Origin of the sequence: Agrobacterium sp. Ap1 (assembly GCF_017313375.1) — a bacterium.
Taxonomy (GTDB): domain Bacteria; phylum Pseudomonadota; class Alphaproteobacteria; order Rhizobiales; family Rhizobiaceae; genus Neorhizobium; species Neorhizobium cellulosilyticum.
This window is the reverse complement of the sequence record NZ_JAFLMY010000014.1, coordinates 21,403-46,878: the sequence shown is the minus strand read 5'-3', so window position 1 is coordinate 46,878 and position 25,476 is coordinate 21,403. Positions and strand designations below refer to the sequence as shown.

Genomic DNA, 25,476 nt, shown 5'->3' with positions numbered 1-25,476 from the left:
CACGTCAAATGCGCATCCGGGCGTTTATCCGCCCTCAGCTGAGCCAGGCTGGAACGGAATCAAGCCCGATAAGCTCATCATAGGTCCCGCGCGGGCGGATGACGTGGAACTCCGAGCCCTTGACCAGAACTTCCGGCACGAGAAGGCGCGAATTGTAGGTTCCGGCCTGCACGGCGCCATAGGCTCCGGCAGATGCGACTGCGATCAGGTCGCCCGGCTTCGGTTCGGCCATCTCGCGATCGAGCGCCAGATAGTCGCCGGTCTCGCAGACCGGTCCGACGATATCGCCCCGGATGCGCGGTGCATCGGTTGCCGGCACGACGACCGGGCGGATCATGTGGTAGGCTTCATAAAGCGTCGGACGGATCAGGTCGTTCATCGCACCGTCGACGATGACGAATGTCTTTTCGCCGCCGTCCTTCACGTAGATGACCTCGGTCACCAGAATGCCGGCATTGCCGACGATCAGGCGGCCCGGTTCGGTAACGATCTTGCAGTTAAGCGAGCGCAACTGGCGCTTGACCGTATCTGCATAGGCGTCCGGCAGCGGGGGAGGCGTGTTGTCGTCCTTGTAAGGAATACCGAGACCGCCGCCGATATCGACATGGTCGATCCGGTGGCCATCGCCGCGCAGCGTGTCGACCAGTTCGCGCAGCAGACGGAAAGCGTGCTCGAAGGGCGCAAGCTCGGTGATCTGGCTGCCGATATGCATGTCGATGCCGGTAACTTCGATGCCGGGAAGCGTTGCCGCATGGGCATAGACGGCGCGGGCGCGTTCATAGGCGATGCCGAACTTGTTTTCCTTCTTGCCGGTCGAGATCTTGGCATGCGTTCCCGCATCCACATCCGGGTTGATGCGGAAGGAGACATGCGCCTTTTTCCCGGCCTTGACTGCGCGAAGGTTGAGGACTTCCAGTTCCGGTTCGGATTCGACGTTGAAACAGTAGATGCCGGCTTCCAGCGCGAGGTCCATTTCGCCGACCGTTTTGCCGACGCCGGAAAACATGATGCGGTTGGCCGGAATGCCGGCCGCCAGCGCGCGGCGCAGTTCGCCGCCCGAAACGACATCGACACCGGCGCCAAGGCGGCCGAGTGTCTTCAACACGGCCTGGTTGGAATTGGCCTTCATGGCGTAGCAGACCATGGTGTCGACATCGGAAAACGCTGCGGCGAAGACCTTGTAATGGCGTTCCAGCGTTGCCGTCGAATAGACGTAGAACGGGGTTCCGACAGCCTTGGCGATGTCGCGAATGTCGACGTTTTCGGCGTGCAGCACGCCGTCGATATACTGGAAATGGTTCACGTCAGGTCTCGGAAATTACAGAAGCTTGTCGAGGATGAAGGGGCGCTCAGCGACCGGGTCTTTTTTTGCAGCGTCCGATTTGCGGACATTCTGCTGTTCCACGGGCGTGCTTGGGCGGTCCAGCTCGCCTTTGCGGCCGCAGCCAACGGTAATGATGCCGGCAAGGCCGAGCACCAGGGCGACGCGGGCGGTATTCATCAGCGACTTGGACATTCTCTTCTTTCTCCGGCACGGACAGGCGGAACTTTCATAACGAAGTTCCAGCCTTTTGTGCAGTTCATTTCCGTATCAATCGGCGATCAATTGATATGGGTTCAATTGCGCCCGCGCCAGTAAGCGATCTGTTTCCGCACCTCGGATGGCGCGGTACCGCCAAAACTCTGGCGGCTGGCGACGGAGGCATCGACCGTCAGGACGTCGAAGACCTTTTCGGTGATTGCCGGGTTGATCGCCTGCAGCTCCTCAAGCGAGAGTTCAGCCAGTTCACAGCCTTTCTTCTCTGCCAGTGCCACGGCATGGCCGGTGGCGTGATGGGCGTCGCGGAAGGGCAGGCCCGCCTCGCGCACCAGCCAGTCGGCCAGATCGGTGGCGGTGGAATAACCGGAGCCGGCGGCGGCGCGCATGCGGTCGACGCGGATCGTCATGTCGCGCATCATGCCGGTCATGGCGGCAATTGCCAGTTCCAGGTTTTCGGCGGCGTCGAACACCTGTTCCTTGTCTTCCTGCATGTCCTTGGAATAGGCGAGCGGCAGGCCCTTCATGATGGTCAAGAGCGCCACCAGCGAGCCGTTGATACGACCGGTCTTGGCGCGCACCAGTTCGGCGGCATCCGGGTTCTTCTTCTGCGGCATGATCGACGAGCCGGTCGAAAACGCATCCGACAGGCGCACGAAGCCGAATTGCGGGGTCGACCAGATGACGATCTCTTCGGCGAGACGCGACAGGTGCATGGCGCAGATCGCCGCGACGGAGAGGAATTCCAGGGCGAAATCGCGGTCCGACACGGTGTCGATCGAGTTGCGGGTCGGCTCGCGGAAACCAAGTGCCTTGGCGGTCATGTGGCGGTCGATCGGGAAACCGGTGCCGGCAAGGGCAGCCGCGCCGATCGGGCTTTCGTCCAGGTGGTCGATCGCGTGGCGCACGCGGGCGCGGTCACGGCCGAACATTTCGACATAGGCCATGCAGTGATGGCCGAATGTGACCGGCTGGGCGGTCTGCAGGTGGGTGAAGCCCGGCATGACGGTGTCTGCATGTTCTTCCGCGCGGTCAAGGAAGGCGGCGATCAGCGCGGTCAGCATGTTTTCCGTCTTGGCAAGTTCTTCCTTCACCCATAGCCGGAAATCGAGCGCCACCTGGTCGTTGCGCGAACGGGCGGTGTGCAGGCGACCGGCGGCGGGGCCGATCAGGGTCGCCAGCCGTGCCTCGATATTCATGTGGATGTCTTCGAGCTGCCTAGAAAACTCGAACTTGCCGCTCTCGATCTCTGACAGGATCGTGTTCAGACCTTCGACGATCTTGTCTTTATCTTCACGCGAAATAATGCCTTTTTCGGCCAGCATGGTTGCGTGGGCGATCGAACCGCGGATGTCCTGGGCGTAGAGCTTCTTGTCGAAACCGATCGAGGCATTTATCTCCTCCATGATCGCGTCCGGCCCGGAAGCGAAGCGTCCGCCCCACATCTGATTGGAAGAGGTCGCGTCCTTCGTATCGGCCATGATGCTTTAAGTCCTGGAGTTAAGAAATGGCATCCAAAAGACCGCTTGGTCTCCCATCCGCCCGATTGATCATGATTGCCGCCGTTCTCGGGATTACCGCCGGCGCCGTGGCGGTATACGTGAGGAGCATGGGGTCTGGCAATGGCATGGATGGCCTGACGACGGCGTCAGCCGGGCAATGCGAGGGTGCTGCCGAACTGGCGAAATCGGTTTCCGCTTTCTCCAAGGGTGAGGTGGCTGCGATGGCGGCGGCCCAACCGCCGCGCCCGCTGCAACTGGCGTTCAAGGGGCCGGAAGGCAAGGATATGACGGTGGCCGATCTGGCCGGCAAGACGGTGCTGCTCAACCTCTGGGCGACATGGTGCGTGCCCTGCCGGGAAGAAATGCCGGCGCTCAACGCCTTGCAGAGCACGATGGGCGGGAGTGATTTCGAGGTTGTGGCCGTTAATATCGATACCGGCAGCGACCAGAAACCGAAGAATTTTTATCAGGACTACAAGATCGACAAGCTCGCCTTCTACAGCGACAGCTCGATGGGCGTGTTCAATGCGGTGAAAAAGGAAGGCCTCGCCTTCGGCCTGCCGGCCACCCTGATCCTCGACAAAAAAGGCTGCCTGATCGGCGCCATGAACGGCCCCGCCGAATGGGACAGCGAGGATGCCAAGGCGCTGATCACGGCGGCGAAGGGAAGTTAGCTGCACGGCATTATTGCTGATGGACGGCAGCATGCTTTTCGATATTCTCTCGAAAGTTGTGATGGTGGAAGCAGACGCGCGCTGCCAGGCGTATCGGAGAGGATAGGCCACTTCGACCGGGCGAAGGCCTCGTCATCCAACCGGAGAGTGAACTATGTGGCCAATGCCATTTAGCATCACGTTTATCTTACGGAAAACCCGCACGAGCTGGCAGGCAAGCGTGCGGGTCACATTCCGATAAATAAACCAGAGAGGTGGGCAATAGCTCGCCTCTCACTCCGCAATATAGTCTGTCGCGTAATTTCTTACAAGCAAGACCTCCGGAAGCCGTCTTATCGCGTCGGAACCGGAACCTCGCCGCGATAATCATAGAACCCGCGGCCGGATTTGCGGCCGAGCCAACCGGCTTCGACATATTTCACCAGAAGCGGGCAGGGGCGGTATTTGCTGTCAGCCAGGCCATCATAAAGAACCTGCATGATCGACAGGCAGGTATCGAGACCGATGAAATCCGCGAGCTGCAGCGGCCCCATGGGATGGTTGGCGCCGAGTTTCATGGCTGTGTCGATCGCGTCTACCGACCCCACGCCTTCATAAAGGGTGTAGATCGCTTCGTTGATCATCGGCAGAAGGATGCGGTTGACGATGAAGGCCGGGAAATCCTCGGAGACGGTGACGGTCTTGTCCAGCGAGGCGACATATTCCTTGGCGGCCCTGAAGGTCGGCTCGTCGGTGGCGATGCCGCGCACCAGCTCGACCAGCTTCATCACCGGCACCGGGTTCATGAAGTGAATGCCCATGAACCGTTCCGGGCGGTCGGTTGCCGATGCAAGGCGGGTGATGGAGAGCGACGACGTGTTGGTGGCGAGCAGCGCCTCGGGTTTCAGGACAGGGCAGACATGTGCGTAGATCTTGCGCTTGACGCTTTCATCCTCGGTTGCCGCCTCGATGACGATGTCCATCGGCGCCAGATCATTCACGTCGGCGGAGCCGGAGATTTTGGAGAGCGCCGCGTTGCGTTCCTCATCGGTTATCTTCTCGCCGGCGACGAGGCGGGCGAGCGTGCCGTTGATCGTTGCAAGTGCTGCCTGGATCCGGTCCGGGTCCAGATCGTAGATCTGCACCCTGTAGCCTGCGAGGGAGGAAACATGCGCGATGCCGCAGCCCATCTGACCTGCGCCGATGATGCCGATATTCTGGAAGGCCATAACGCTTACTCCATCCCTTGGGCTTGGGCGCACTTGTGGTGCACGCTTTTTATTTGAAAATTCTTATTTAAAAAATGCCGGGCCACGTGTAGCGGTCCGGCATTTTCTATTCGCCTGGCCATCATTTTGCCAGCTTTTTTCGCTGCCGCGAAGGCGGCTCGTCTGTCAGAGCGCCTTTTCGAGCTTCGGCAGGATGTCGAACAGATCGCCGACGAGGCCGTAGTCTGCGACCTGGAAGATCGGGGCTTCCTCGTCCTTGTTGATGGCGACGATGACCTTCGAATCCTTCATGCCGGCGAGGTGCTGGATCGCACCGGAAATGCCGACCGCGATATAGAGATCGGGAGCGACGACCTTGCCGGTCTGGCCGACCTGCCAGTCGTTCGGGGCGTAACCGGCATCGACCGCGGCGCGTGATGCGCCAACGGCGGCACCCAGCTTATCGGCGACCGGAAGGATGACCTCCTGGAACTTTTCCGAAGATCCGAGCGCGCGACCGCCCGAGATTATCACCTTGGCCGAGGTCAGTTCAGGGCGTTCGGAGGAGGCGAGTGCGTCGGAGACGAAGCTCGATACACCCGGATTTCCGGCAGCCGAAACGGTTTCAACCGCTGCCGAACCGCCTTCGCCTGCTGCGGCAAACGATGCCGTACGCACGGTGATGACCTTCTTGGCATCGGTGGACTGGACGGTCTGGATGGCGTTGCCAGCATAGATCGGGCGCTTGAACGTGTCAGCCGAGACGACCTCGACGATTTCCGAGATCTGCATAACGTCGAGCAAAGCTGCAACGCGCGGCAGGACGTTCTTGGCGGAGGTCGTGGCCGGTCCGACGATCACGTCATAGGAAGCGCTAAGCGATACGATCAGGTCGGCCAGCGGTTCCGCGAGATTGTTGGCGAGGCTTGCATCGTCGGCCACGAGAACCCTGGAGACGCCGGAAAGCTTGGCGGCCGCGTCTGCAGCAGCCTTTGCACCTGCGCCGGCGACCAGGACATGCACGTCGCCGCCGATCTGGGATGCTGCCGTCAGTGCCTTTGCAGTCTGGTCGGACAGGCCGGAAGCATCGTTTTCTGCCAAAAGAAGAATGGTCATGATTGTTGTCTCCTGTCTTCCGTTCTCAGATCACGCCGGCGGTCTTGAGGCTGGAGACCAGCTCTTCGACGCTTGCCACCTTGACGCCAGCCTTGCGGCCGCCCGGCTCTTCGGTCTTCAGAACCTTCAGGCGCGGCGCGGTATCGACGCCGAAGTCGGCAGGCGACTTCTTGTCGAGTGGCTTCTTCTTCGCCTTCATGATGTTGGGCAGCGACGCGTAACGCGGCTCGTTCAAACGCAGATCGGTGGTGACGACGGCCGGAAGCTTCACTTCGATCGTCTGCGAGCCGCCATCGACTTCGCGGGTCACGGTTGCCTTGTCGCCGGCGATCTCGATCTTCGATGCGAAGGTGGCCTGCGCGGAGCCGAGAAGGGCTGCCAGCATCTGGCCGGTCTGGTTCGAATCGTCATCGATCGCCTGCTTGCCGACGATGATAAGGCCGGGCGCTTCGGCATCGACGACGCCCTTCAGGATCTTGGCAACTGCGAGCGGCTCGACCTGATCCTCTGTCTCGATCAGGATGGCGCGGTCGGCACCCATGGCGAGCGCCGTGCGCAGCGTTTCTTCCGCCTTGGCCGGTCCGATTGACACGACCACCACTTCTTCCGCCTTGCCTGCTTCCTTCAGTCGCAGAGCCTCTTCGACGGAGATTTCGTCGAACGGGTTCATCGACATTTTCACATTGGCGAGTTCAACGCCCGTGCCATCCGGTTTGACGCGGATTTTCACGTTGTAATCGACGACTCGCTTAACAGGCACCAGGATCTTCATGGGGTCCTTCCTTGACTATCTCCGACGGCAAAATGCGACATTTGCCATCTCCTCATGTGTCAGTGGGCGACATGGATACGCATTTTTCACCCGATTACAACGCCGTTTCCATGCCGACACTTGCGCATTTCTCATATCCCTATTCGACGCGTGCCGGTACCTGCGGAACGCTCTGTTTGTGATGTACGGCGCGAGGGGTGACGATCTGTCGGTCGAAGAGCGGAACCCCAGGACGGCGCATGACGAGAACCAGAAGCGCGCCGGCGATGATGCCGCCCACATGCGCTCCCCATGACACGGCGTCATCCATGTTCAGCCCCAGCATGACGAATTGCTGGGCAATCCAGAGCGCCAGCGGAATGAAGGCGGGAAGCGGCAGGGGAATACGAAAGAGCACGAGGACCCACACCCGTACCCGCGGATGCAGCAGAAAATAAGCGGCAACCACGCCGGAAATCGCACCCGATGCACCGATCAGCGGGCCTTCCGATTGAGGGGTAACGAAACCATGGAGTGCGGCTCCCGCTGCGGCACAGAGAAGATAGAAGATCAGGAAGCGGAAATGGCCCAGCGCATCCTCGACATTATCGCCAAAGACCCAAAGGAAAAGCATGTTGGGGGCGAGATGCCAGAAATCGATATGCAGGAAGGCGTAGGTCAGGAAGGTCATATCTTCCGGCACCAGGACCAGTGATGGATCGAGAACCGCGTGGTCGAAGATCAGGGCAGGGATGAAGCCCAAGACCAGTGACGCACGCTCCGCTTGTTCCACCGGAGCGAGTGTGGTGAACAGCCATGCCAGCACATTCAACACGATCAGGCTGATCGTGACCCATTGGACGCGGATATATTTCAGTTCGTTCGTGTCATGCAGCGGGACGAACATGCGCGACCTCCTGGAGCGGCGTTTAGCGGTGTTTGCCGGGTACCCACAAAATGTCAGCCTGTCCGCGATCATTTGCAAAGCGGGCGGCGACGAAGAGGAAATCGGAGAGGCGGTTGATGTATTTCAGCGCTGCGTCGCCGACCTTTTCCTGCCGCGACAGCTCGACCATCAGCCGTTCGGCGCGCCTTGCGATCGTGCGTGCCATGTGCAGATGTGCGGCCGCTGCCGTGCCGCCGGGCAGCACGAAGGATTTCAACGGATCGAGTTCGCCGTTCAGGGCGTCAATCTCCCGCTCCAGCCGCTCCGCTTGCGCCTCGATGATCCGCAGCGGCTCGCAGCTCAACTCCTCTCCGGTGTCGGGTGTTGCAAGGTCCGAGCCGAGATCGAAGAGATCGTTCTGGATGCGGACGAGCATGACGTCGAGTTCGTCGAGGCCGATGGTGTGAAGCCGGGCGAGGCCGACCGCCGAATTGGTTTCGTCAACCGTGCCGTAAGCTTCCACCCGCAGGTCGAATTTTTCGCGGCGCGGACCAGAGACAAGCCCGGTCGTGCCTTTGTCGCCGGTGCGGGTGTAGATCTTGTTCAGCTTGACCATGTTTCCTTTTCCTTAGCTCGGCCTTCCCCCGCCGGTGATCCAAAGCGTCAGCATGATCAGCGCAATCGCCACCGCCTGCAGGATGACGCGCAGTTGCATCAGCTTGTTGGAGCGGTTGGCGTCTGTACCTTTCAGCATGTTGATCAGCCCGCGGATCAGGACGAGCACGACGAGGCCCATCACGATCAGGGTCAGAAAGGTGGTGAAACTCGACATGTCCTGCCTCCCGTCAGTTGTCAGTCGATACGGCGCATCAGCGTGTAGAAGAGCTGAGCCGGGAGCAATTTCTTCAGCAACGCACCCTGCTTTGCAGGTCTGGTTACCAGATAATGCGGCTTTGGACGAGGCGCGTTCAAGGCATGATCGAGCACCTTGTAAACAGCTTCGGGACCAAGCTTGTGGCGGTTGACGGGGCCACTGCCATCAAGGCGTTTCAACTGGCGCGCATAATCGGCGGCATGGACGGAGCCGGTCAGATCGATATTCTCGCTGATCTTGGCGAGTGCATTGGCGGTGAAACGGGTGGCGATCGGGCCAGGTTCGATCAGGCTCACCTCGATGCCGCTGCCGGCCAGTTCCATGCGCAGGGTCAGCGTCAGTCCTTCGAGCGCATATTTCGATGCCGTGTAAGCCCCGCGATAACGATAGGGCAGGAGACCGAGGATCGAGGAGCAGTTAACGATGCGGCCGCGCCCCTGAGCCCGCATGAGGGGAATGACCTGGCGGGTCAGTTCATGCCAGCCGAAAAGATTGGTCTCGAACTGGACGCGCAACACGTCCGTCGTCAGGTCCTCCACCGCTCCCGGCTGGCCATAGGCGCCGTTGTTGAACAGCGCGTCGATCTTTCCGCCGGTGCGGGTCGTCACGGTTTCCACCAACCCGTCGATCGTATCTTGCTTGGTATAGTCGAGGATAAGAGCCTCGATGCCGTCGGCTTCGAGTGCGGCCAGATCCTCCGTCTTTCGCGCCGTTGCGAAAACGCGCCAGCCTTCCGCCTTCAATGCCCTTGCCGCATAAGCGCCGATACCGGAGGAACAGCCGGTGACGATGATCGTTCTTCCTGCAGTCATTTGGGGGCTTATCCTCGATACTCACCTGTACAAGCGGGAGTGTTCCTCCCATATTTCGCGAGAAGTCACAACGGAGTTGACCTTGCAGGAAGAGATGCGCCGGCCGCGATGGCACCGATTGGCCTTCAAGGTCTTGTGGGATGCCTATTGGCATTTCACGGAGGATGACGGCTGGGCGATGGCGAGCCATGTGGCACTTTCCGGCCTGCTGGCGCTGTTCCCGTTCCTGATCTTCGGCACTGCACTTGCCGGTTTTCTCGGTGCGGGCGGATTTTCGGAAACGGCGATCCATCTGATGTTCGATGCCTGGCCGGCCGATATCGCCAATCCGATCGCATCGGAAATCCAGCGGGTAATCGACATGCCGCGTGGCGGGCTCCTTACGGTCTCGGTGCTTGCAGCCGCCTATTTCGCCTCCAACGGGGTGGAGGCGCTGCGCATCTCGCTCAACCGTGCCTATCGGGTGACCGAAACGCGGGCATGGTATGTGACGCGCCTTGCCAGCCTAGGTTACGTCATCGTCGCGGTGATCATCTTTGCGGTGATCAGCATCGTGCTTCTGGCAGTGCCGGTGGCGCAGCGGTTTGCCGAGACGAAATTCCCTTGGCTGATGAGCGATCTCAACGCGCTTGCCAATTGGGGCCTCGTCGGCACCGGCCTGCTTCTGATGCTTGGCCTGCTCTTTTCGCACAAATGGTTGCCGGCTGGGGACCGCCGGATCATCGATGTGCTTCCGGGCGTCGTTTTGACCATCGTCATCTGGACGATCTTCGGTTTCGGTTTCGCCTATTACCTGTCGAGTTTTGCCAATTACGCGGCCACCTATGCGGGTCTGGCTTCGATTATGATCGTGCTCGTCTTCCTCTATATGGTCGGCGTGATCTTCATGCTGGGGGCCGAACTCAATGCGGCTATCCTGAAATACAAGATCTATTCGGTGGTCAATCAGGTGAACAAGAAGCGCAAGGCAAAGCGCGCCGGCCGCTCAGAGCCCGACGATGCGGCGAATGTCGCCGGGCAGGAGGCCCTCGTCACGAAGAGCCGCAATTCCGGTTGAGCCTTCGCTTTTCGACAGTTTTCGCCCGTCGCTGCCGACAATCAACTGATGGTGATGATAGACCGGCTCGGGCAGGCAGAGCAGTTCCTGCAGCAACCGGTGGATGGCGGTAGCCGTATAGAGATCTGCGCCCCGCACCACATGGGTAATTCCCTGCAACGCATCGTCGATCGCGACCGACAGATGATAGCTCGACGGGGCATCCGAGCGTGACAGGATCACATCACCCCAGATCGTCGGATCAGCCGGGATTGTCTCGGGGTGGCCGGTGCCGGTTTCCTGCCATGAAAGTTGTTTGCCGACCAGGGCCATCGCTTTCATCACATCCATTCGCCACGCGTGTTTGATCCCCTTGGCGATAAGGTGCGCCCGTTCCGCCTCGTTGCGCAGTCTGTCGTCATCAGGATAAAGCGGCGAGCCATCGGGATCGCGCGGCCAGTTTTTTCCATCTGTTTCATATGCCGTAACGTGCGCCTTCACGTCGCCGCGGGTGAGGAATGTGGGATAGACGAGGCCCATGCTCCGCAATCTGTCGAGCGCGTCCCGGTAGACATCGAAATGCTCTGACTGGCGGCGCACCGGCATTTCCCAGTCGAGACCGAGCCAGGTGAGATCGCGATAGATCATCTCCTCGAATTCGGCTGTACAGCGCGTCAGGTCTATGTCTTCGATGCGCAGCAGAAACCGCCCACCACTCGCCTTCGCCATGTCGTGGTTCAGAAACGCCGAAAGCGCATGGCCGAGATGGAGAAAGCCATTCGGGCTGGGGGCGAAACGATAGACGGGTTTTTCTGGCGGTGAGTTCGGCATTGATTGCTTGCGTTCGGGCTTGCTTGCGTCTTGAACCTCGGGTCAAGCCCGAGGATGACGAGCCTGTGGAGACGTTTTTACCACATAGCACCCTGAGAGCTTGCTGAAAGGTGTCTCCTGGCACCTATCATGCAAACCTTTCCTTCGTCATCCTCGGGCTTGACCCGAGGATCCAGACACAAGCATGAAAGCGTTATGCGAGAAAACCAGATCAGTATCATCCGCAACGACGTCGATATCGAAGCCGGACTCAATCAGCTCCTGCAACTCGACCCTCGCCTTGTCCCGATTGCCGAGATTGCCGGCCCGCTGCCACTCAGGCTTGCTGCGCCCGGCTTTGCCGGTCTCGCCTCGATCATCGTCTCGCAAATGGTGTCGCGGGCAAGTGCGGATGCGATCTGGCGGCGGATCGAGGCGGTAGGCCCGGTCACGGCGCAAGCCTATGCCGCGCTTGATCCCGAGATTATTGCCACATTCGGCCTTTCGCGTGCCAAAGCCTCGACCCTGCGGAAACTTTCCGAAGCTGTGCTCACCGGTGCGATCGATCTGGATGCGATCTGCGTGATCGAGGGCGAGGCGGCGCTTCGGCAGCTTGTGCTTCTCCCCGGCATCGGGCCGTGGACGGCGGAAGTCTATCTGATGTTCTGCGCCGGCCATGCGGATGTCTTTCCCGGCGGCGACGTGGCGCTGCAGACATCCGTCGCTCGTGCCTTCGCAATGGAGCAGCGGCCGGCGGCAAAAGAACTCGCCGAAGTCGCCCGGTCATGGGCGCCTTACCGGTCGATCGCAGCCAGACTTTTCTGGGCCTATTACGCTGCGACGATGCGTCGCGAGGCTTTGCCCATCGTATAAATGCGGGGAAGTATCCCGCTGCATTTATAGGGCTTCACAATCCTGTAACAACGGACCTAATATAGAGGAGATAGATGCCGAATCGGGTAGGAGCGTCACTTGACGATTGCAGTCTCCCCGCAGGCCTTGCCGGCGCTCGTGTTGAACGCTGACTACCGGCCGCTGAGTTACTATCCCTTGTCGTTGTGGTCCTGGCAGGACGCGATCAAGGCGGTCTTCCTTGACCGTGTCAACATCATCGCCGAATACGACCATTCGGTCTGCTCGCCCAGCTTCTCGATGAAGCTGCCTAGCGTCGTCAGCCTCAAGACCTACGTGCAGCCGACCCGTAACCCGGCCTTTACGCGGTTCAACGTGTTCCTGCGCGACAAGTTCGAATGCCAGTATTGCGGCGCGGATGACGAACTGACCTTCGATCACGTCATTCCCCGTGCCCATGGCGGCGAGACGACTTGGGAGAATGTCGTGGCGGCCTGTTCCCCTTGCAATCTGCGCAAGGGCAGCAAATTGCCGAAACAGGCCGGTATGATCCCGCACCAGAAACCCTATGCACCGAGCGTGCAGGATCTTCATAACAACGGCCGGCTGTTTCCGCCGAACTATCTTCATGAAAGCTGGATGGACTATCTCTACTGGGATACTGAGCTACAGCCCTGATTACACCAGTCGATCTGATCGCACGAAGGCCGCTTAAGCGGCCTTTTTTGCGCCGATGAAGGCAACGGCTGCGAGGAAGATGCTGGCGACGACGTTCCAGCCGGCAAAGGATAGGCCGAGCACGCGAAGGGCAGCGTCGGCGCAGGACGGGCCGTGAACCGTGTTCAGGTCGCCGAGCAGATTGCCGGCATTGGTGGTGATCGCTGTGCTGCCACCGCAGGCAGAAGGGCCGGGCCAGAAACCCCATTCGACGCCCGAGTGGTAGACACCCATGCCGGCGCCGACCAGCATCATGATGCCGATGACGATCAGAAGCGAACGGGTAATCCAGGAGGGCAGGCCGAAAGCTGCCGAACCAACCGCAAGAATCCCGATCGGAATGCCGAAATAGTAAGGGTCTCGCTCAAGCAGGCAGAGAGCGCAGGGAATGTAGCCGCCGATATGTTCGAAGCCCAGAGCGCTGCCGACTGTTGCGGCCATGGCAAGGGTCAGGAAGCCGGCATAAGCTACTCCCGTGCTGAACCTTGTGGTGGAACCTGCCAGCGCCATTGCGCATCTCCTTCATAATCGCCATCGAACGCTGCCGTTCGATATTGTGCCGATTGGGTCAAATTGGGCCGAAGCTGTAGAGCACAATCCGCCAGTCTGTAAACCGGTGGACATGTCAGCGTAACACTCTGCCTTCGGCAAATTGTCGTGATCGGCCTTCTCGTCTTTCGGAATGCTAACGGGAGACGCGAGAACTGCAAAGGCTCGCTATGGCCGCGCGTCATCGTGTCAGCGGCCCGGACGACGTGTCTTCAGATCTTCACCACTTCGTCTCGCCAGAACACGATCACATATCCGCCCGTCGGCGCCGTGCTTGCCGCCCAGTTCTTGAGCTGTGACATATACGGCTCACGTCGCCATAGGTCGGGTCGATCAGGATCGGCCAGGACTGTGATCTGCTGCCCCTGTCCGTAGACCATCATGTGGGATTTCGACGGATCCCACTCGTCACCGAGGCCTTCGTCGAGCATCCAGCGGCAAAGGAAATCACGACAGAGTTTCGGGCGATCCACATAGATGGAACAGCCCCGCCCGGCGATGCAGTGCCTGCACCATTGATCTGCAGGCTTGTCGAGGTCATCGATATCGGGCAATCGGCAACAAAGCGTGCAACCATCGCATGAACGGCTGGCGAGAGGTGCCAGGGTGGGGGGCAGGTTCAAATCTCGTAAGCCTGATTGTTCAGCCCGAAAGGTTCAGTCGTGGCTGGCTTTTGCTCAGTGTTTTTGGATGCGCTCATGCAGAGCAGTTGCAAGAGCCTGAAGAAACTCCTTGCGTCGTGCGTCGGACGCCTTTTCCGCTCCCAATTCGACCGGCTCGCGGATCTTCTGCATGAATCCGAGATGATTGAAACTATCGGCAGCCACGTTCACTTCGACCTCATCCATGAAATGTTTCAGAAAAGGCGCCAAGGCGAGGTTGGTGTCTTTCTGATATTGGACAGCCATTTGCTGAGCAAGGGTGCACATCTGGACGTAGGGGCCGAATTCGGCGCTCATCTAGTTCTTCTCCATTTTTCCTCGATGCCCAGTCATTTAGGAAGATTTACGTGCATCGCAACGGGGAGCTTGAAGATGCATGCCGGATATTGTCTCACGGCAGGGCATCCTAAGGCAAATGCGGGGAGATATCTGCACGGCTTTAATCGCGCAAACTGACAATTGATCTGTCTATTTCGGATAATATGGTGCCCCGTGCCGGAATCGAACCAGCACTCCTCTCGGAACCTGATTTTGAGTCAGGCGCGTCTACCAATTCCGCCAACGGGGCACAGTAGATGTGGAACGCGCTTACCATGCGCGGCCACGAAGATGCAAGGCGCAAGTTCTTCAAATATGATCCGCAACGATCCGCTTCCCGGAAGAACGCGAGGCGCGAAGCGGCGTCGTCATAAACCGTTAATATTCGCAGGCCTTATATTAGAATAATCTGAAACTAATGGCGGCGATTGGAATTCGAATCCGTGGGTTCTGCAGGCAGACCCTCAAGGAGGAGAGTATCATGAAAAAACTATTTGTTTCGGCATTGATGTCCACATGTATCACGGCGTCCGGGCTGACGCCGGTCTATGCTCAGGGATTATCCATCGGGGGTGATCGGGGCGTCAGCGCCAGCGTTGGCAGAAGCAGCAATGGCGGGCTCGGTGTGGGCGCGTCGGTGGGAGGGCGTGATGGCGTGAATGCCGGAGCCAGCGTCGGCGGCAGATCCGGCGGTGTCGGTGTCGGGGCATCCGTCGGTGGTCGCAATGGTGCGAATGCCGGTGCGGGCATCGGACGAAATTCCAGCGTGGCGAGCGCCAATGCCTCGGTCGGAGGAAGCCGTGGTGTCAATGCCGGTGCAAACGTCAACGGTTCACGTGGGCTGAATGCCGGGGTTGCCGCATCCGTGGGAGGCCGCGACGGGGTGAATGCGCGGGTCGGCGCCAGCACGTCGAACGGCATCAATGCCAGAACGACCGCATCGATCGGCGGCACCGGCGGTATCGACGCGACTGTCGGGCTCGGTATCGGAGGCACGACTGGTGTCGGTGTGGATGTCGGAGTCGGGGTCGGCGGCGGCACGCCCGGAACAGGGCCGGGTACAGGTCCGGGAACGGGTGGTGGTGGAGCCGGAGGCGGATTGACCGGTCCTCAGCGGGCTGCCTTCAACGCCATGTCGCCGAGCGAAAGGCAGAAGCTGTTGAAGCGGTGCGTGGATGTCTCGGTCGGCGCTTATGATCCGGCGCTCGTCCAGCTCTGCCGCATCTTGCGCATGACCGCGTCGCGTTAGTGGCCACGGTTCCTCGGGGCTGGCTGACACGCCGGCCCCTTGAGTGTGCTGCATCCACGACAGATTTCTGGTCACGTATCACGGCCGGCCAGATTCAGGATCTTTTCGCGCAGGATACGAGCTATATTGCGGGTGTTTCTATAGAGATGGAGCTGGGTTGCGACCTGCCGGACATCACGGTCGCTATTGCGTGTCAGGCCGATGACGAGGCTTCCCATCTCATCGCGTTGTTCCCACATGCGGCTCATGATCGGATGATCGGGCACGGCGCAGCTGTCGGTTCGCAGGATGTTGGCATCGTCCAGATGCCAGTCCGTCAGCTTCATGATCAGCAACTTGCCGGGCGAATGGCGGCCCAAACTCTCGTCATAGGCGGTTTTCCAAGTATATGCCTCACCGGCCATGATGAAAACGATGATCGAGGCGATCGCGCGGCCATCGAGATCGACCGTGTGAATGCGCACCGCGTCGATTTCGGCGAGGTTGGTTATCGCTTCGCGGGCGAAGGCCGCACGATAACGGTCGTTGATCAGCGCTGACCGCTTTTTGCCCTTCCAGCCTTTCGCTTCTAGGGCGAGGAATTCCTCCATCCGTAGGCGCACCTCTTCCGGCTGGCGGGCAACGTTGTAGGTCAGGGTGCCAAGCTTTTCCAGGTTGCGCCATTGGCGGCGCATCTCGCGATAATGATGGGCCGATACGGATTGCTTCAGGTAGCTTTCACCGTCGAGATAGCTTTCCAGCATCGGGCGCCGGAACGTGTCGGTCGTGGCGACTGAAAGATCGCGGGCGATCGCGACGGCCTTCGCCAATTGAGCGAAGCGACCGTTAAGGCGAATATCCGGCAGAACCAGAACCGATGGCAGTTTGGTCTGGGGCTGGGTCAGAACTTCGAACAGGTTGTCGATCGTCTCGGCGGCATCCTCTGTGTCCAGCAGTGGAGTTCCAAGCGGCCCAAAGGGATTGGCCCAGGTACGGATGATCGGAGCGCCGACCGAAAAGCCTGGCCGCTCGACGGTAAAGGGCATCAGCAGGCGCAGGCGCGAGCGCATGCCGTTGTCATCGCGGATCAGCGCGAAACGCACCTGCTTGTCTTCCACACGCGGCATGGCAGGAGCCAGAAGGCGGGCGGAGAAAAAGATGTTGGGTTCCATCGCCCGATGCGACAGGAACTCCAGCTCTTCCTGCAGCTCATAGCCAAGGGTTGCGGGATAGAGCGAGAATTCGCGTCCGGCCCGGCCGACAGGCAGTTTGAGATCGGCTTCGGGCAATTCCTGTCTATCCTGTCCCAGAGCCGCTTGCCCCTTCGTATTTTCGATGCCCGGTGGTGGGAATTGCATGGTCAATTCGCTCCCAAACCGGCAAGAGGTTTGCGTGCAAAGGCAAACAGCGTGATGCCGAGCGTACGGCGGACTGTCAGATGAAGCAGCAGGGATTCGATCATGATTGCAGTAGCAGCCGCAACGGCTGCTCCAGTCAAGCCGAATAGCGGGATCATCACAGAATACAGGATTACTGCAGCAATCAGGGTTGCAGCATAAACTCCAACGCAGAGTTTCTGGTGTCCGGCCATAGTAAGCAGGACTTCTGCAGGACCGATGGATGCCTTGGCCAGGATGCCGGCAAAAAGGATGGCCATCAGCCCATAGCCGTCGGTAAAGTTCGGGCCGAAGAGGGACAGAAGCATCTCGCCGGCGGCGAGGGCGCAAAGGCCGATAATGAGCGACGGCCAGAAGGTCCAGCGTGTCGACCGGGCTGCGAAATCGGCAAGCGCATCATGGTCTGCGGCGGCAATGATGGCTGAGAAACGCGGTGCGGCTGCAGCCTTGACCGAGAAATAGACGAATTGCACCAGCACGATCGTTTTTGCTGCGGCGAAATAGATGCCGACCTGATCGGGCGGGAGGTAAAGGCCGACCACGACCACATCGGCATTGGTCAGCAGAAAACTGATCCCGTCAACGAGAAAGAGCGGTAGCGAATATCTCATCCAGGTGCCCAACTGATATTGGCGCGGCGCCTCGCTTTTCTCCTTGCGGATCAGCGCGGCGAGCTGCACGAGATGGGCAAGCGTGGTGACATAGGTCGCGGCGAGTGCCGCTCCCATTGCAGTCGTCGCATCATGCGGTGCGTCGATGAATTCCGCAGTCGCCATGAAGACGAGGATGAGGATCGGTCTCAGAATGAAGGTCGGCGCCAGTGCCGAAACGGTCCAGCCGCGCGCCCTTGCCATGCCGTCGAGAATATCGCCGAGCGCGATCATCGGGATGATGAAAAGCGCAATGCCGATCGGAACGAGATAATAGGAGGCGATATCGTTGCCGAACACGGCCAGGAAGGCAAAGCCCAGTGTGCCGACCAGCGTTGCCGTCAGAAATGCAACAAGGCAGGATGCCACGTTCAGCCCGCGCAATATCGCGGTTTCGCCGCTTGCAAGATGCTGATGGTAGAAGCGGATGATCGAGGTGTGGAAGCCGAGGCAGGAGAGATTGCCGGTCAGGATCACGATCACCCAGACGAAGGCGTAGAGACCGTATTCGAACTCCCCCATCAGCCGTGCGAGAGCGATTTGGGAGAGAAAAGCGATTGCGGCCGAGGCGATGCGAATAGCGAAAGCCGTCAGGGCCTGCCGCTGGGCCTTCGCCGTTTCGCTGTTGTCCGTCAGTGCGGTGCCGATTTTTGCGATCAGCGGTACGATCCGGGCGCGCAAGCCCGGCGGAAGCAGTTTTTCCGCTGTTTCGATAACCGCCATGAAGGGCAAGGGATACTCGTTATGCCGCACAAATACTGATGAAAAGCATGGCAGGTCGCGGTTAAGAAACGGTTGGCAGCGACGATAGACTGATGGATGCCGTTGGCCTCAAAAGCAAAACGCCGCCCATTGGGCGGCGTTTGTATCAGCTATTTCCAGATGCCTCAGGCCTGTTCGAAGGCGCCGTGGCAATGCTTGTATTTCTTGCCGGAACCGCATGGGCAGGCCTCGTTGCGGCCGATCTTGCCCCAGGTCGACTGATCTTCCGGGTGACGATCCTCGGGGGCGGCAATGAAGTCTTCATCGTCGCGGCCGGTAATCTGGTTTTCGCCGGTCATCGGGTCGAGATGATGTTCCTCATAGGTCTGTGGCGGAACCGGCGGCTCCGGATTCTGCATCAGCTCGACGCGCATCATCTGGGCGGTGACGGCTTCGCGAAGGTTAGCCAGCAGCGCCTGGAATAGTTCGAAAGCTTCTGCCTTGTATTCCTGCAGCGGGTCACGCTGAGCATAACCGCGGAAGCCGATGACGGAGCGCAGGTGGTCGAGATTGACGATATGCTCGCGCCACAGGTGATCAAGCGTCTGCAGCACGATCGAGCGTTCGACATAATTCATCACCTCGTTGCCGAAGCGTTCGCGGCGATCCTTGGCAGCGGCGTCGGCTGCCTCGGTAATGCGCTCGCGGATATCGTCTTCGCCGATGCCTTCTTCCTTGACCCAGTCCTCGATCGGAAGTTCGAGGTTGAGCAGGCGCTGGACATCCTGATGCAGGCCGGGTGCGTCCCACTGTTCGGCGTAGGCGCGTTCCGGGATATGCTTGGCGACGATGACCTCGATGACTTCGTTGCGCATGTCCTCGATGGTCTCGGAAACATCTTCCGAATCCATCATTTCAATACGCTGTTCGAAGATCACCTTGCGCTGGTCGTTTGTGACGTCGTCGTATTTCAAAAGGTTCTTACGGATGTCGAAGTTACGGGCTTCGACCTTCTTCTGGGCGCGTTCCACGGCCTTATTGATCCATGGATGGACGATCGCCTCGCCTTCCTTGAGGCCCAGCTTCTGCAGCATGCCGTCCATGCGGTCGGAGCCGAAGATGCGCATCAGGTCGTCCTGAAGCGACAGGAAGAACTTGGAGCGGCCGGGGTCACCCTGACGGCCGGAACGGCCGCGCAGCTGGTTGTCGATACGGCGGCTTTCGTGGCGTTCGGTGGCGATGACGTAGAGACCGCCGGCCTCCAGCGCCTTGGCCTTGAGTTCCTTGATTTCAGCGCGGATCGCTGCTTCCCTGGCATTGCGCTCGGCTTCGTCCTCCACGCCTTCAAGCTCGCGCTCAAGACGCATGTCGACATTGCCGCCGAGCTGGATGTCGGTACCGCGACCGGCCATGTTGGTGGCGATCGTGACGGCCCCCGGCACACCGGCCTGGGAAACGATATAGGCTTCCTGCTCGTGGTAACGGGCGTTCAGCACGTTGAAGTTTTCGAAGCCGGACTGGCGCAGCATGGTGGCCAGAAGCTCGGATTTTTCGATCGAGGTCGTACCGACGAGAACCGGTTGGTTGCGCTCGTGGGCAGCCTTGATCTCGACGATGATCGCCTTGAACTTTTCCTCGAAGGTCCGGTAGACCTCGTCGTCCTCGTCAATACGGGCGATCGGCAGGTTGGTTGGAACTTCGATGACTTCGAGCTTGTAGATGTTGCCGAATTCTTCCGCTTCGGTCTGCGCCGTACCGGTCATGCCGGCGAGCTTGGAATACATGCGGAAGTAATTCTGGAAGGTGATCGAGGAGAGCGTCTGGTTCTCCGGCTGGATCTGTACCTTTTCCTTGGCTTCCAGCGCCTGGTGCTGGCCTTCCGAATAACGGCGGCCCGGCATCATGCGGCCGGTGAATTCGTCGATGATGACGATCTCGCCGTTACGGACGATGTAATCCTTGTCGCGGGTGAAGAGCTTGTGGGCCTTCAGCGCGTTGTTGATGTGGTGGACGATCGCGACATTCTCGACGTCGTAGAGCGATTCACCCTTCAGGAGGCCGGCCTGGCGCAAAAGGTTTTCCAGCTTCTCGGTGCCGACTTCGGAGAAATTGGCGGAGCGCTGCTTTTCGTCGATCTCGTAATCTTCTTCGGAGAGAAGCGGGATGTAGGTATCGATCGTCGTGTAGAGATCGGAACGGTCGTCCAGCGGGCCGGAAATGATCAGCGGCGTGCGCGCTTCGTCGACGAGGATCGAATCCACTTCGTCGACGATCGCATAGTTGTGGCCGCGCTGAACCATCTGGCCGCGCTCGTATTTCATGTTGTCGCGCAGATAATCGAAGCCGAGTTCGTTATTCGTCGCATAGGTGATGTCGCAGGCATAGGCCGCGCGCCGCTGTTCGTCGTCCAGGCCATGAACGATGACGCCGGTCGAAAGGCCGAGGAAGCTGTAAAGGCGGCTCATGATGCCGGCGTCGCGCTGGGCGAGGTAGTCGTTGACGGTGACGACGTGGACGCCCTTGCCCGACAAGGCGTTGAGGTAGACCGGCAGGGTGCCGACCAGCGTCTTGCCTTCACCGGTCTTCATTTCGGCGATCGCGCCGTCATGCAGGATCATGCCGCCAGTCAGCTGCACGTCGAATGGTCGCATGCCGAGTACGCGGCGGGATGCTTCGCGCGCCACCGCAAAGGCGGGGATCATGATGTCTTCGAGCGTTTTGCCATCGGCCAGCATCTGCCGGAACTCGACCGTCTTGTGGGCGAGTTGCTCATCGGTCAGTGCCTTGGTTGCTTCCTCGATGGCATTGATCTTGGCGAGGGTCGGCTTGTAGCCGCGAACGCGGCGCTCGTTGGCCGAACCGAACAGTTTGCGGGCAATGCCGCCGAAGCTGACCATGCGAATGGTCCTTTCTGATCTCAGTGCCATGGGATTGCAGGTCGGAAGAGGTTGGTTCCAATGCCGGCAAATTGTCCCGTAACGCCCGGAAACTCTTCTGGACGCCAAGTTGCGTGACAGATAAGAGGGGGTCCGAATTATGTCAACGGTTGCGGCCGATACACTATGGCCACATTCCGGTGTTTGTGAAGGATTCAGGCCGGATCCAAACCCTGAGACCGGCATCCATGCGAAAGGTAACTTATGTTGCGTCACAAACTTCTCGTAACGGCGGCAATCGCCGCTGCGATCTCGTTCCAGGTTCCTGCCTTCGCGCAGGAAGACAAGGTCGTTGCCAAGGTCGGCACGCTCGAGATCACCCAGTCGGAACTTGATCTTGCGGTTCAGAACCTCGACCCGCAGCTGGCCCAGCTGCCGGACGAGCAGAAGAAGGTCGCAGCACTTTCCGGTGCGATCGACGTCAAGCTTCTCGCAAGCGGCGCGCTTGCCGAAGGCGTTAACAAGACCGACGACTTCAAGAAGCGCATGTCCTATATCGGCGATCGCGAACTGCATAACGCCTTTTTCCGCAAGCATGTCGTCGAAGCAACGACCGATGAAGAGGTCAAGGCTCGCTACGACAAGGAAATCGCTGCTCTTCCGAAGCAGGAAGAAGTGAAGGCTGCCCATATCCTGGTCAAGACCGAGGATGAAGCAAAGGCGATCATCGCCAAGCTCGACAAGGGTGAGGATTTCGCCAAGCTGGCCAAGGAAAACTCGCAGGACAGCAACAAGGACGACGGCGGCGATCTCGGTTGGTTCGGTCCGGGCCGCATGGTTCCCGAATTCGAAGAGGCCGCTTTCGGTCTCGAAAAGGGCGCCTATACCAAAGCCCCGGTCAAGACCCAGTTCGGCTTCCACATCATCAAGGTCGAAGACAAGCGCGATGCACCGCCGCCGGCTTTCGACCAGGTCAAGGACCAGGTGAAGCAGCTCGTCATGCGCGACAAGTATGTTGCAATCCTTGAAAAGGCCAAGGCTGAGCAGAAGGTCGAGATCACCGACGAAGCCCTGAAGAAGGGCTATGAGGAAGTTGGCAAGATGCAGGACGGCGCCGGCGATGCGGCTGCCCCGGAAGCTGCCCCGGCTGCAAAGCCCTGATCCATTGATGACAACGGGGGCATTCGTGCCCCCGTTTTTCTATCGCTTACTGAAAACTTTTCGCGCAGGTATTGACCATGTCCGCTTCCGTCTCCCCGCTCGCCCCGAAATCCTATCCTGAAATGCCTCTGGTCCGCGGTGTGCGGATGGCGACGGCAGCTGCAGGCATCAAGTACAAGGGCCGCACGGATGTGCTGCTGATGGTTTTCGACAAGCCTGCGGCGGTTGCCGGCGTGTTCACCAAGTCCAAATGCCCTTCGGCCCCGGTCGATTTCTGCCGCTCGAACCTCTCCCATGGCGTGGCTCGTGCAGTGGTGGTCAACTCCGGCAATGCGAACGCTTTCACGGGTATCAAGGGCAAGGCTGCGACCGCTCTGACGGCGAAATCTGCATCCGACGCTGTCGGCTGCGGCGAGAACGAGGTTTATCTCGCATCCACGGGCGTCATCGGTGAACCGCTCGATGCCACCAAGTTTGCCGGCGTGCTGGGCGACATGAACAAGACCGCTACCGGCGATTTCTGGCAGGAAGCCGCCAAGGCGATCATGACGACGGATACCTATCCAAAGGTCGCGACGCGTACCGCCGAGATCGGCGGCGTGAAGGTGACGATCAACGGCATTGCCAAGGGCGCTGGCATGATCGCGCCCGACATGGCGACGATGCTGTCCTTCGTCGTTACCGATGCCGACATTTCTTCTGCCGCTCTGCAGTCGATGCTGTCGGCCGGTGTCGAGCCTAGCTTCAATTCGATGACCGTCGATAGCGACACGTCGACCTCCGACACGCTGATGCTGTTTGCCACGGGCGCGGCTGCCGCCGATGGCCAGAAACAGATTGCCGATGCCAATGATCCGGCGCTCGCCTCCTTCCGTGACGCGCTGAACGCGCTCCTGAAGGACCTGGCGATCCAGGTCGCTCGCGATGGCGAAGGCGCCACCAAGATGCTCGAGATCACCGTGACCGGTGCGGAAAGCGATGCGGCCGCCAAGACGATCGCGCTGTCGATCGCCAATTCGCCGCTGGTCAAGACCGCGGCCGCCGGCGAAGACGCCAACTGGGGCCGTATCGTCATGGCGGTGGGCAAGGCCGGCGAAGCTGCCGATCGCGACAAGCTGGCGATCTGGTTCGGCGACATCCGCGTTGCCGTCAACGGCGAGCGCGATCCGGGTTATTCTGAAGAGGCGGCCTCTGCCGTGATGAAGGGCCAGGACATTCCGGTAAAGGTCGAACTCGGCCTTGGATCGGGCAAGGCGACTGTCTGGACCTGCGATCTGACCAAGGAATATGTCGCTATCAACGGCGATTACCGGAGCTGATGCGGGTGATGGCAGCAGCATCCGTAGAGCCCGATCTGCCGCTGGTCCGCAGGCTCGAAGCCGTTGGGTTTCGCGCATGGCCTGCCGCGTCCGTCGTCTATGACGGAAGCTGGCAGGTGCGGCTGACAGGCGGGCATCCGTCGAAACGGGTCAACTGCGTCGTTCCGCTTGATCCTTCCGATCACCGGGATCTCGATCTCAGGCTCACAAAGGCTGCCAAGCGTTTTGCGGATTACGGCAGGACGCTTGTGCTGAGGGAAACACCGCTTGCGCCGCCGGTCATGCTTGAGCATCTGGCGCGTAGCGGATGGGAGGTCTTCGAGACGGCGGATGTCATGACAGTCGACCTTTCCCGGCTGGAGCTTCCCGACACGCTCGATTATCTGCCAAGCCACGATATCGGCCGTTTTGCCGATGCATGCCTTTCGGTTGCCGGTGACGATCCGGCTTTGAAGCCGGCGCTTGCCGAGATCCTCAGTGCCATCAAGCCCACATCCGGCTTCTTCATGAAACAGGATCCCGGTAATGGAGCCGTGGCGACGGTGCTGTGCGTGCAGGACAACGATCTGGCCGGCATTCTTTCGCTTGCCGTTGCACCATCCCATCGCCGCGAACGGCTCGGCACAGACATGTTGTCCTCGGCACTTCGCTGGGCGCGGATCAGCGGTGCACGCACCGCTTGGCTGCAGGTCGAGTCAACCAATGAAGCTGCCATCGCGCTCTATCAGAGGTTCGGCTTCAGCAAGGCCTATTCCTATCGTTACTGGCGGAAATCATGAGCGAACCGAAAAAGCTTCTTCTCGTTTCCGCCTGCGCGCTGATCGATGCCGACGGTCGTATCCTGCTTGCGCAGCGGCCGGAGGGAAAATCGCTGGCGGGGCTGTGGGAGTTTCCGGGCGGTAAGGTCGAACCCGGTGAAACGCCGGAAGAGACGCTGGTGCGGGAGCTTCATGAGGAACTCGGGGTCACCACGAAGGTCGCCTGCCTTGCGCCGCTCACCTTTGCCAGCCACACCTACGACAGCTTCCATCTGCTGATGCCGCTTTATGTCTGCCGCCGGTTTGAAGGTGTTCCGACGGGCCGCGAGGGGCAGCAGATCAAATGGGTGAGGCCGAATGCGCTTCGCGACTATCCCATGCCGCCGGCGGATGAGCCACTGATCCCGATGCTGCAGGATCTGCTTTAATTAAAATTAGAGCTGTCGGATTTATCTCGCGTTAACAGTTCGTTCAACGGATTCTGGCATCTTTGTGGCTAGGCACGTAATGATCTGACGAGGCTTCGGGACAATGGACGACGAGTTCTGGAAAACTGTGCGCAATCGCCAGCGGGCGACGTACAGGTCCGGCAAGACCGGAGCGCTGAATATTGCGCTGCTTTTCGGAACAGCCGTAATTGCCCTGTCGCTGATCGTGACGCCGATGCTGGCGGAGCGGTCGGACCAGAAGCGCCTTGCGCACGTGCAGGAAGACTTCGATATGCTGACGACGGGATCGATCAAGCCCGCCGAAGGTGGTTCGAAGCACTACACGATCCGCAGGAGCGTTCTGCAGGAGACACCCGGTTCGGTTTGCATCGTTCAGGGTTACGGAGCGGACGGCGATTGCTGAACACTCCGGCGCATGATCGAACCGATTAGATTCCAAGGACGACATATGCGCCTGTTCCGCAGTTTTATCAGGGATATCAGTGGTGCAACGGCAGTGGAGTACGGCTTGCTTGCCGCAGTCCTCGGCATCACGCTTGCCGCGGCGCTAGGCAACTATTACGAGGCGATGGGCAATATGTTCAACACCCTCACCAACACCTACACCAATGCGTCCAAATAAGACGGTCTAAAGCCGTTTCCGCTCTTGTCGG

At 59.7% G+C, this 25,476-nt stretch carries 28 protein-coding genes and 1 tRNA gene; 11 read left to right on the top strand and 18 right to left on the bottom strand.

Annotation, left to right across the window (positions count from 1 at the left end):
* Positions 1 to 34: 34 nt before the first annotated feature.
* The 3 genes from lysA to argH form a co-directional block, all read right to left on the bottom strand.
* On the bottom strand, positions 35 to 1,303 hold the full coding sequence (lysA, locus tag JZX87_RS22285) for a diaminopimelate decarboxylase (protein ID WP_206828093.1): 1,269 nt from the start codon (positions 1,301 to 1,303) through the stop codon (positions 35 to 37).
* Between the two features lie 15 nt (positions 1,304 to 1,318).
* A complete protein-coding gene (locus tag JZX87_RS22280) occupies positions 1,319 to 1,516 on the bottom strand; it encodes a hypothetical protein (RefSeq protein ID WP_148148233.1) in 198 nt (65 codons plus the stop codon).
* A gap of 101 nt (positions 1,517 to 1,617) precedes the next feature.
* The gene (gene argH / locus JZX87_RS22275) at positions 1,618 to 3,018 is read right to left on the bottom strand and encodes an argininosuccinate lyase (RefSeq protein WP_206828091.1); all 1,401 of its coding nucleotides are present in this window, start codon (positions 3,016 to 3,018) and stop codon (positions 1,618 to 1,620) included.
* Positions 3,019 to 3,044: 26 nt separating this feature from the next.
* Between argH and tlpA the strand changes: the two genes are divergently transcribed.
* Positions 3,045 to 3,713: a thiol:disulfide interchange protein TlpA gene (gene tlpA, locus JZX87_RS22270; RefSeq protein ID WP_206828089.1), complete on the top strand. Its 669-nt coding sequence runs from the start codon at positions 3,045 to 3,047 to the stop codon at positions 3,711 to 3,713.
* Between the two features lie 332 nt (positions 3,714 to 4,045).
* Here the strand turns inward: tlpA and JZX87_RS22265 are convergent, their stop codons facing one another.
* The 7 genes from JZX87_RS22265 to JZX87_RS22235 form a co-directional block, all read right to left on the bottom strand.
* The gene (locus tag JZX87_RS22265) at positions 4,046 to 4,921 is read right to left on the bottom strand and encodes a 3-hydroxybutyryl-CoA dehydrogenase (protein WP_148148236.1); all 876 of its coding nucleotides are present in this window, start codon (positions 4,919 to 4,921) and stop codon (positions 4,046 to 4,048) included.
* 165 nt (positions 4,922 to 5,086) lie between these two features.
* Positions 5,087 to 6,016, bottom strand: coding sequence for an electron transfer flavoprotein subunit alpha/FixB family protein (locus JZX87_RS22260; protein ID WP_206828087.1), 930 nt, complete (start codon positions 6,014 to 6,016; stop codon positions 5,087 to 5,089).
* Between the two features lie 25 nt (positions 6,017 to 6,041).
* Positions 6,042 to 6,788, bottom strand: a complete 747-nt coding sequence (locus JZX87_RS22255) for an electron transfer flavoprotein subunit beta/FixA family protein (RefSeq protein ID WP_206828084.1) — start codon at positions 6,786 to 6,788, stop codon at positions 6,042 to 6,044.
* A gap of 139 nt (positions 6,789 to 6,927) precedes the next feature.
* Complete coding sequence (locus JZX87_RS22250) at positions 6,928 to 7,674, bottom strand: rhomboid family intramembrane serine protease (RefSeq protein ID WP_206828082.1); 747 nt, start codon at positions 7,672 to 7,674, stop codon at positions 6,928 to 6,930.
* Positions 7,675 to 7,696: 22 nt separating this feature from the next.
* On the bottom strand, positions 7,697 to 8,269 hold the full coding sequence (locus JZX87_RS22245) for a cob(I)yrinic acid a,c-diamide adenosyltransferase (RefSeq protein WP_206828080.1): 573 nt from the start codon (positions 8,267 to 8,269) through the stop codon (positions 7,697 to 7,699).
* Positions 8,270 to 8,281: 12 nt separating this feature from the next.
* Positions 8,282 to 8,485 (bottom strand): twin transmembrane helix small protein, encoded by a 204-nt coding sequence (locus tag JZX87_RS22240; RefSeq protein WP_183828216.1) that lies wholly within the window; start codon positions 8,483 to 8,485, stop codon positions 8,282 to 8,284.
* A gap of 20 nt (positions 8,486 to 8,505) precedes the next feature.
* Positions 8,506 to 9,339: an SDR family oxidoreductase gene (locus tag JZX87_RS22235; RefSeq protein ID WP_206828079.1), complete on the bottom strand. Its 834-nt coding sequence runs from the start codon at positions 9,337 to 9,339 to the stop codon at positions 8,506 to 8,508.
* Between the two features lie 94 nt (positions 9,340 to 9,433).
* Here JZX87_RS22235 and JZX87_RS22230 point away from each other — a divergent pair, with 94 nt between their 5' ends.
* Entirely contained in the window at positions 9,434 to 10,396 is a 963-nt protein-coding gene (locus JZX87_RS22230; RefSeq protein WP_286195008.1) for a YihY/virulence factor BrkB family protein, read from the top strand.
* On the opposite strand, the gene gluQRS is transcribed toward JZX87_RS22230, so the two are convergent.
* Positions 10,325 to 11,206 (bottom strand): tRNA glutamyl-Q(34) synthetase GluQRS, encoded by an 882-nt coding sequence (gene gluQRS, locus JZX87_RS22225; protein WP_206828078.1) that lies wholly within the window; start codon positions 11,204 to 11,206, stop codon positions 10,325 to 10,327. The two genes, JZX87_RS22230 and gluQRS, sit on opposite strands and share 72 nt — an antisense overlap.
* A gap of 195 nt (positions 11,207 to 11,401) precedes the next feature.
* On the opposite strand from gluQRS, the gene JZX87_RS22220 reads away from it, so the two are divergent.
* Both JZX87_RS22220 and JZX87_RS22215 read left to right on the top strand, forming a co-directional pair.
* Positions 11,402 to 12,058, top strand: coding sequence for a DNA-3-methyladenine glycosylase family protein (locus JZX87_RS22220; protein WP_206828077.1), 657 nt, complete (start codon positions 11,402 to 11,404; stop codon positions 12,056 to 12,058).
* Positions 12,059 to 12,157: 99 nt separating this feature from the next.
* On the top strand, positions 12,158 to 12,715 hold the full coding sequence (locus JZX87_RS22215) for an HNH endonuclease (RefSeq protein WP_148148246.1): 558 nt from the start codon (positions 12,158 to 12,160) through the stop codon (positions 12,713 to 12,715).
* A 33-nt stretch (positions 12,716 to 12,748) separates the two neighbouring features.
* Here the strand turns inward: JZX87_RS22215 and JZX87_RS22210 are convergent, their stop codons facing one another.
* The 4 genes from JZX87_RS22210 to JZX87_RS22195 all read right to left on the bottom strand — a co-directional run bounded on the left by JZX87_RS22210 (position 12,749) and on the right by JZX87_RS22195 (position 14,533).
* Complete coding sequence (locus tag JZX87_RS22210) at positions 12,749 to 13,264, bottom strand: disulfide bond formation protein B (RefSeq protein ID WP_206828076.1); 516 nt, start codon at positions 13,262 to 13,264, stop codon at positions 12,749 to 12,751.
* Between the two features lie 251 nt (positions 13,265 to 13,515).
* Complete coding sequence (locus tag JZX87_RS22205) at positions 13,516 to 13,857, bottom strand: hypothetical protein (protein WP_286194999.1); 342 nt, start codon at positions 13,855 to 13,857, stop codon at positions 13,516 to 13,518.
* A 123-nt stretch (positions 13,858 to 13,980) separates the two neighbouring features.
* Positions 13,981 to 14,262 carry a hypothetical protein gene (locus tag JZX87_RS22200; RefSeq protein ID WP_206828074.1) on the bottom strand — a complete coding sequence of 94 codons (282 nt, stop codon included), beginning with the start codon at positions 14,260 to 14,262 and terminating at the stop codon, positions 13,981 to 13,983.
* Positions 14,263 to 14,448: 186 nt separating this feature from the next.
* A tRNA-Leu gene (locus JZX87_RS22195) sits at positions 14,449 to 14,533 on the bottom strand.
* 231 nt (positions 14,534 to 14,764) lie between these two features.
* Here JZX87_RS22195 and JZX87_RS22190 point away from each other — a divergent pair.
* The gene (locus tag JZX87_RS22190; RefSeq protein WP_206828073.1) at positions 14,765 to 15,532 is read left to right on the top strand and encodes a hypothetical protein; all 768 of its coding nucleotides are present in this window, start codon (positions 14,765 to 14,767) and stop codon (positions 15,530 to 15,532) included.
* Between the two features lie 71 nt (positions 15,533 to 15,603).
* Here the strand turns inward: JZX87_RS22190 and JZX87_RS22185 are convergent, their stop codons facing one another.
* From JZX87_RS22185 to secA, 3 genes are all read right to left on the bottom strand, one after another.
* Entirely contained in the window at positions 15,604 to 16,869 is a 1,266-nt protein-coding gene (locus JZX87_RS22185) for a GNAT family N-acetyltransferase (protein ID WP_206828071.1), read from the bottom strand.
* Positions 16,870 to 16,871: 2 nt separating this feature from the next.
* Complete coding sequence (locus JZX87_RS22180; RefSeq protein WP_206828175.1) at positions 16,872 to 18,281, bottom strand: lipopolysaccharide biosynthesis protein; 1,410 nt, start codon at positions 18,279 to 18,281, stop codon at positions 16,872 to 16,874.
* A gap of 164 nt (positions 18,282 to 18,445) precedes the next feature.
* Positions 18,446 to 21,157: a preprotein translocase subunit SecA gene (gene secA / locus JZX87_RS22175; protein WP_148148251.1), complete on the bottom strand. Its 2,712-nt coding sequence runs from the start codon at positions 21,155 to 21,157 to the stop codon at positions 18,446 to 18,448.
* Between the two features lie 243 nt (positions 21,158 to 21,400).
* Between secA and JZX87_RS22170 the strand changes: the two genes are divergently transcribed.
* The 6 genes from JZX87_RS22170 (at position 21,401) to JZX87_RS22145 (ending at position 25,445) form a co-directional block, all read left to right on the top strand.
* Positions 21,401 to 22,297 (top strand): peptidylprolyl isomerase, encoded by an 897-nt coding sequence (locus JZX87_RS22170; RefSeq protein ID WP_206828069.1) that lies wholly within the window; start codon positions 21,401 to 21,403, stop codon positions 22,295 to 22,297.
* Positions 22,298 to 22,374: 77 nt separating this feature from the next.
* Entirely contained in the window at positions 22,375 to 23,616 is a 1,242-nt protein-coding gene (gene argJ, locus JZX87_RS22165) for a bifunctional glutamate N-acetyltransferase/amino-acid acetyltransferase ArgJ (protein ID WP_206828067.1), read from the top strand.
* An 8-nt stretch (positions 23,617 to 23,624) separates the two neighbouring features.
* Positions 23,625 to 24,395 (top strand): GNAT family N-acetyltransferase, encoded by a 771-nt coding sequence (locus JZX87_RS22160; protein WP_206828066.1) that lies wholly within the window; start codon positions 23,625 to 23,627, stop codon positions 24,393 to 24,395.
* Positions 24,392 to 24,802: an 8-oxo-dGTP diphosphatase MutT gene (gene mutT / locus JZX87_RS22155; RefSeq protein WP_148148255.1), complete on the top strand. Its 411-nt coding sequence runs from the start codon at positions 24,392 to 24,394 to the stop codon at positions 24,800 to 24,802. The genes JZX87_RS22160 and mutT overlap by 4 nt, the downstream gene beginning before the upstream one ends.
* Positions 24,803 to 24,905: 103 nt before the next feature.
* Positions 24,906 to 25,226, top strand: coding sequence for a hypothetical protein (locus tag JZX87_RS22150; protein WP_183828186.1), 321 nt, complete (start codon positions 24,906 to 24,908; stop codon positions 25,224 to 25,226).
* Between the two features lie 45 nt (positions 25,227 to 25,271).
* Entirely contained in the window at positions 25,272 to 25,445 is a 174-nt protein-coding gene (locus JZX87_RS22145; RefSeq protein WP_206828063.1) for a Flp family type IVb pilin, read from the top strand.
* Positions 25,446 to 25,476 lie beyond the last annotated feature (31 nt).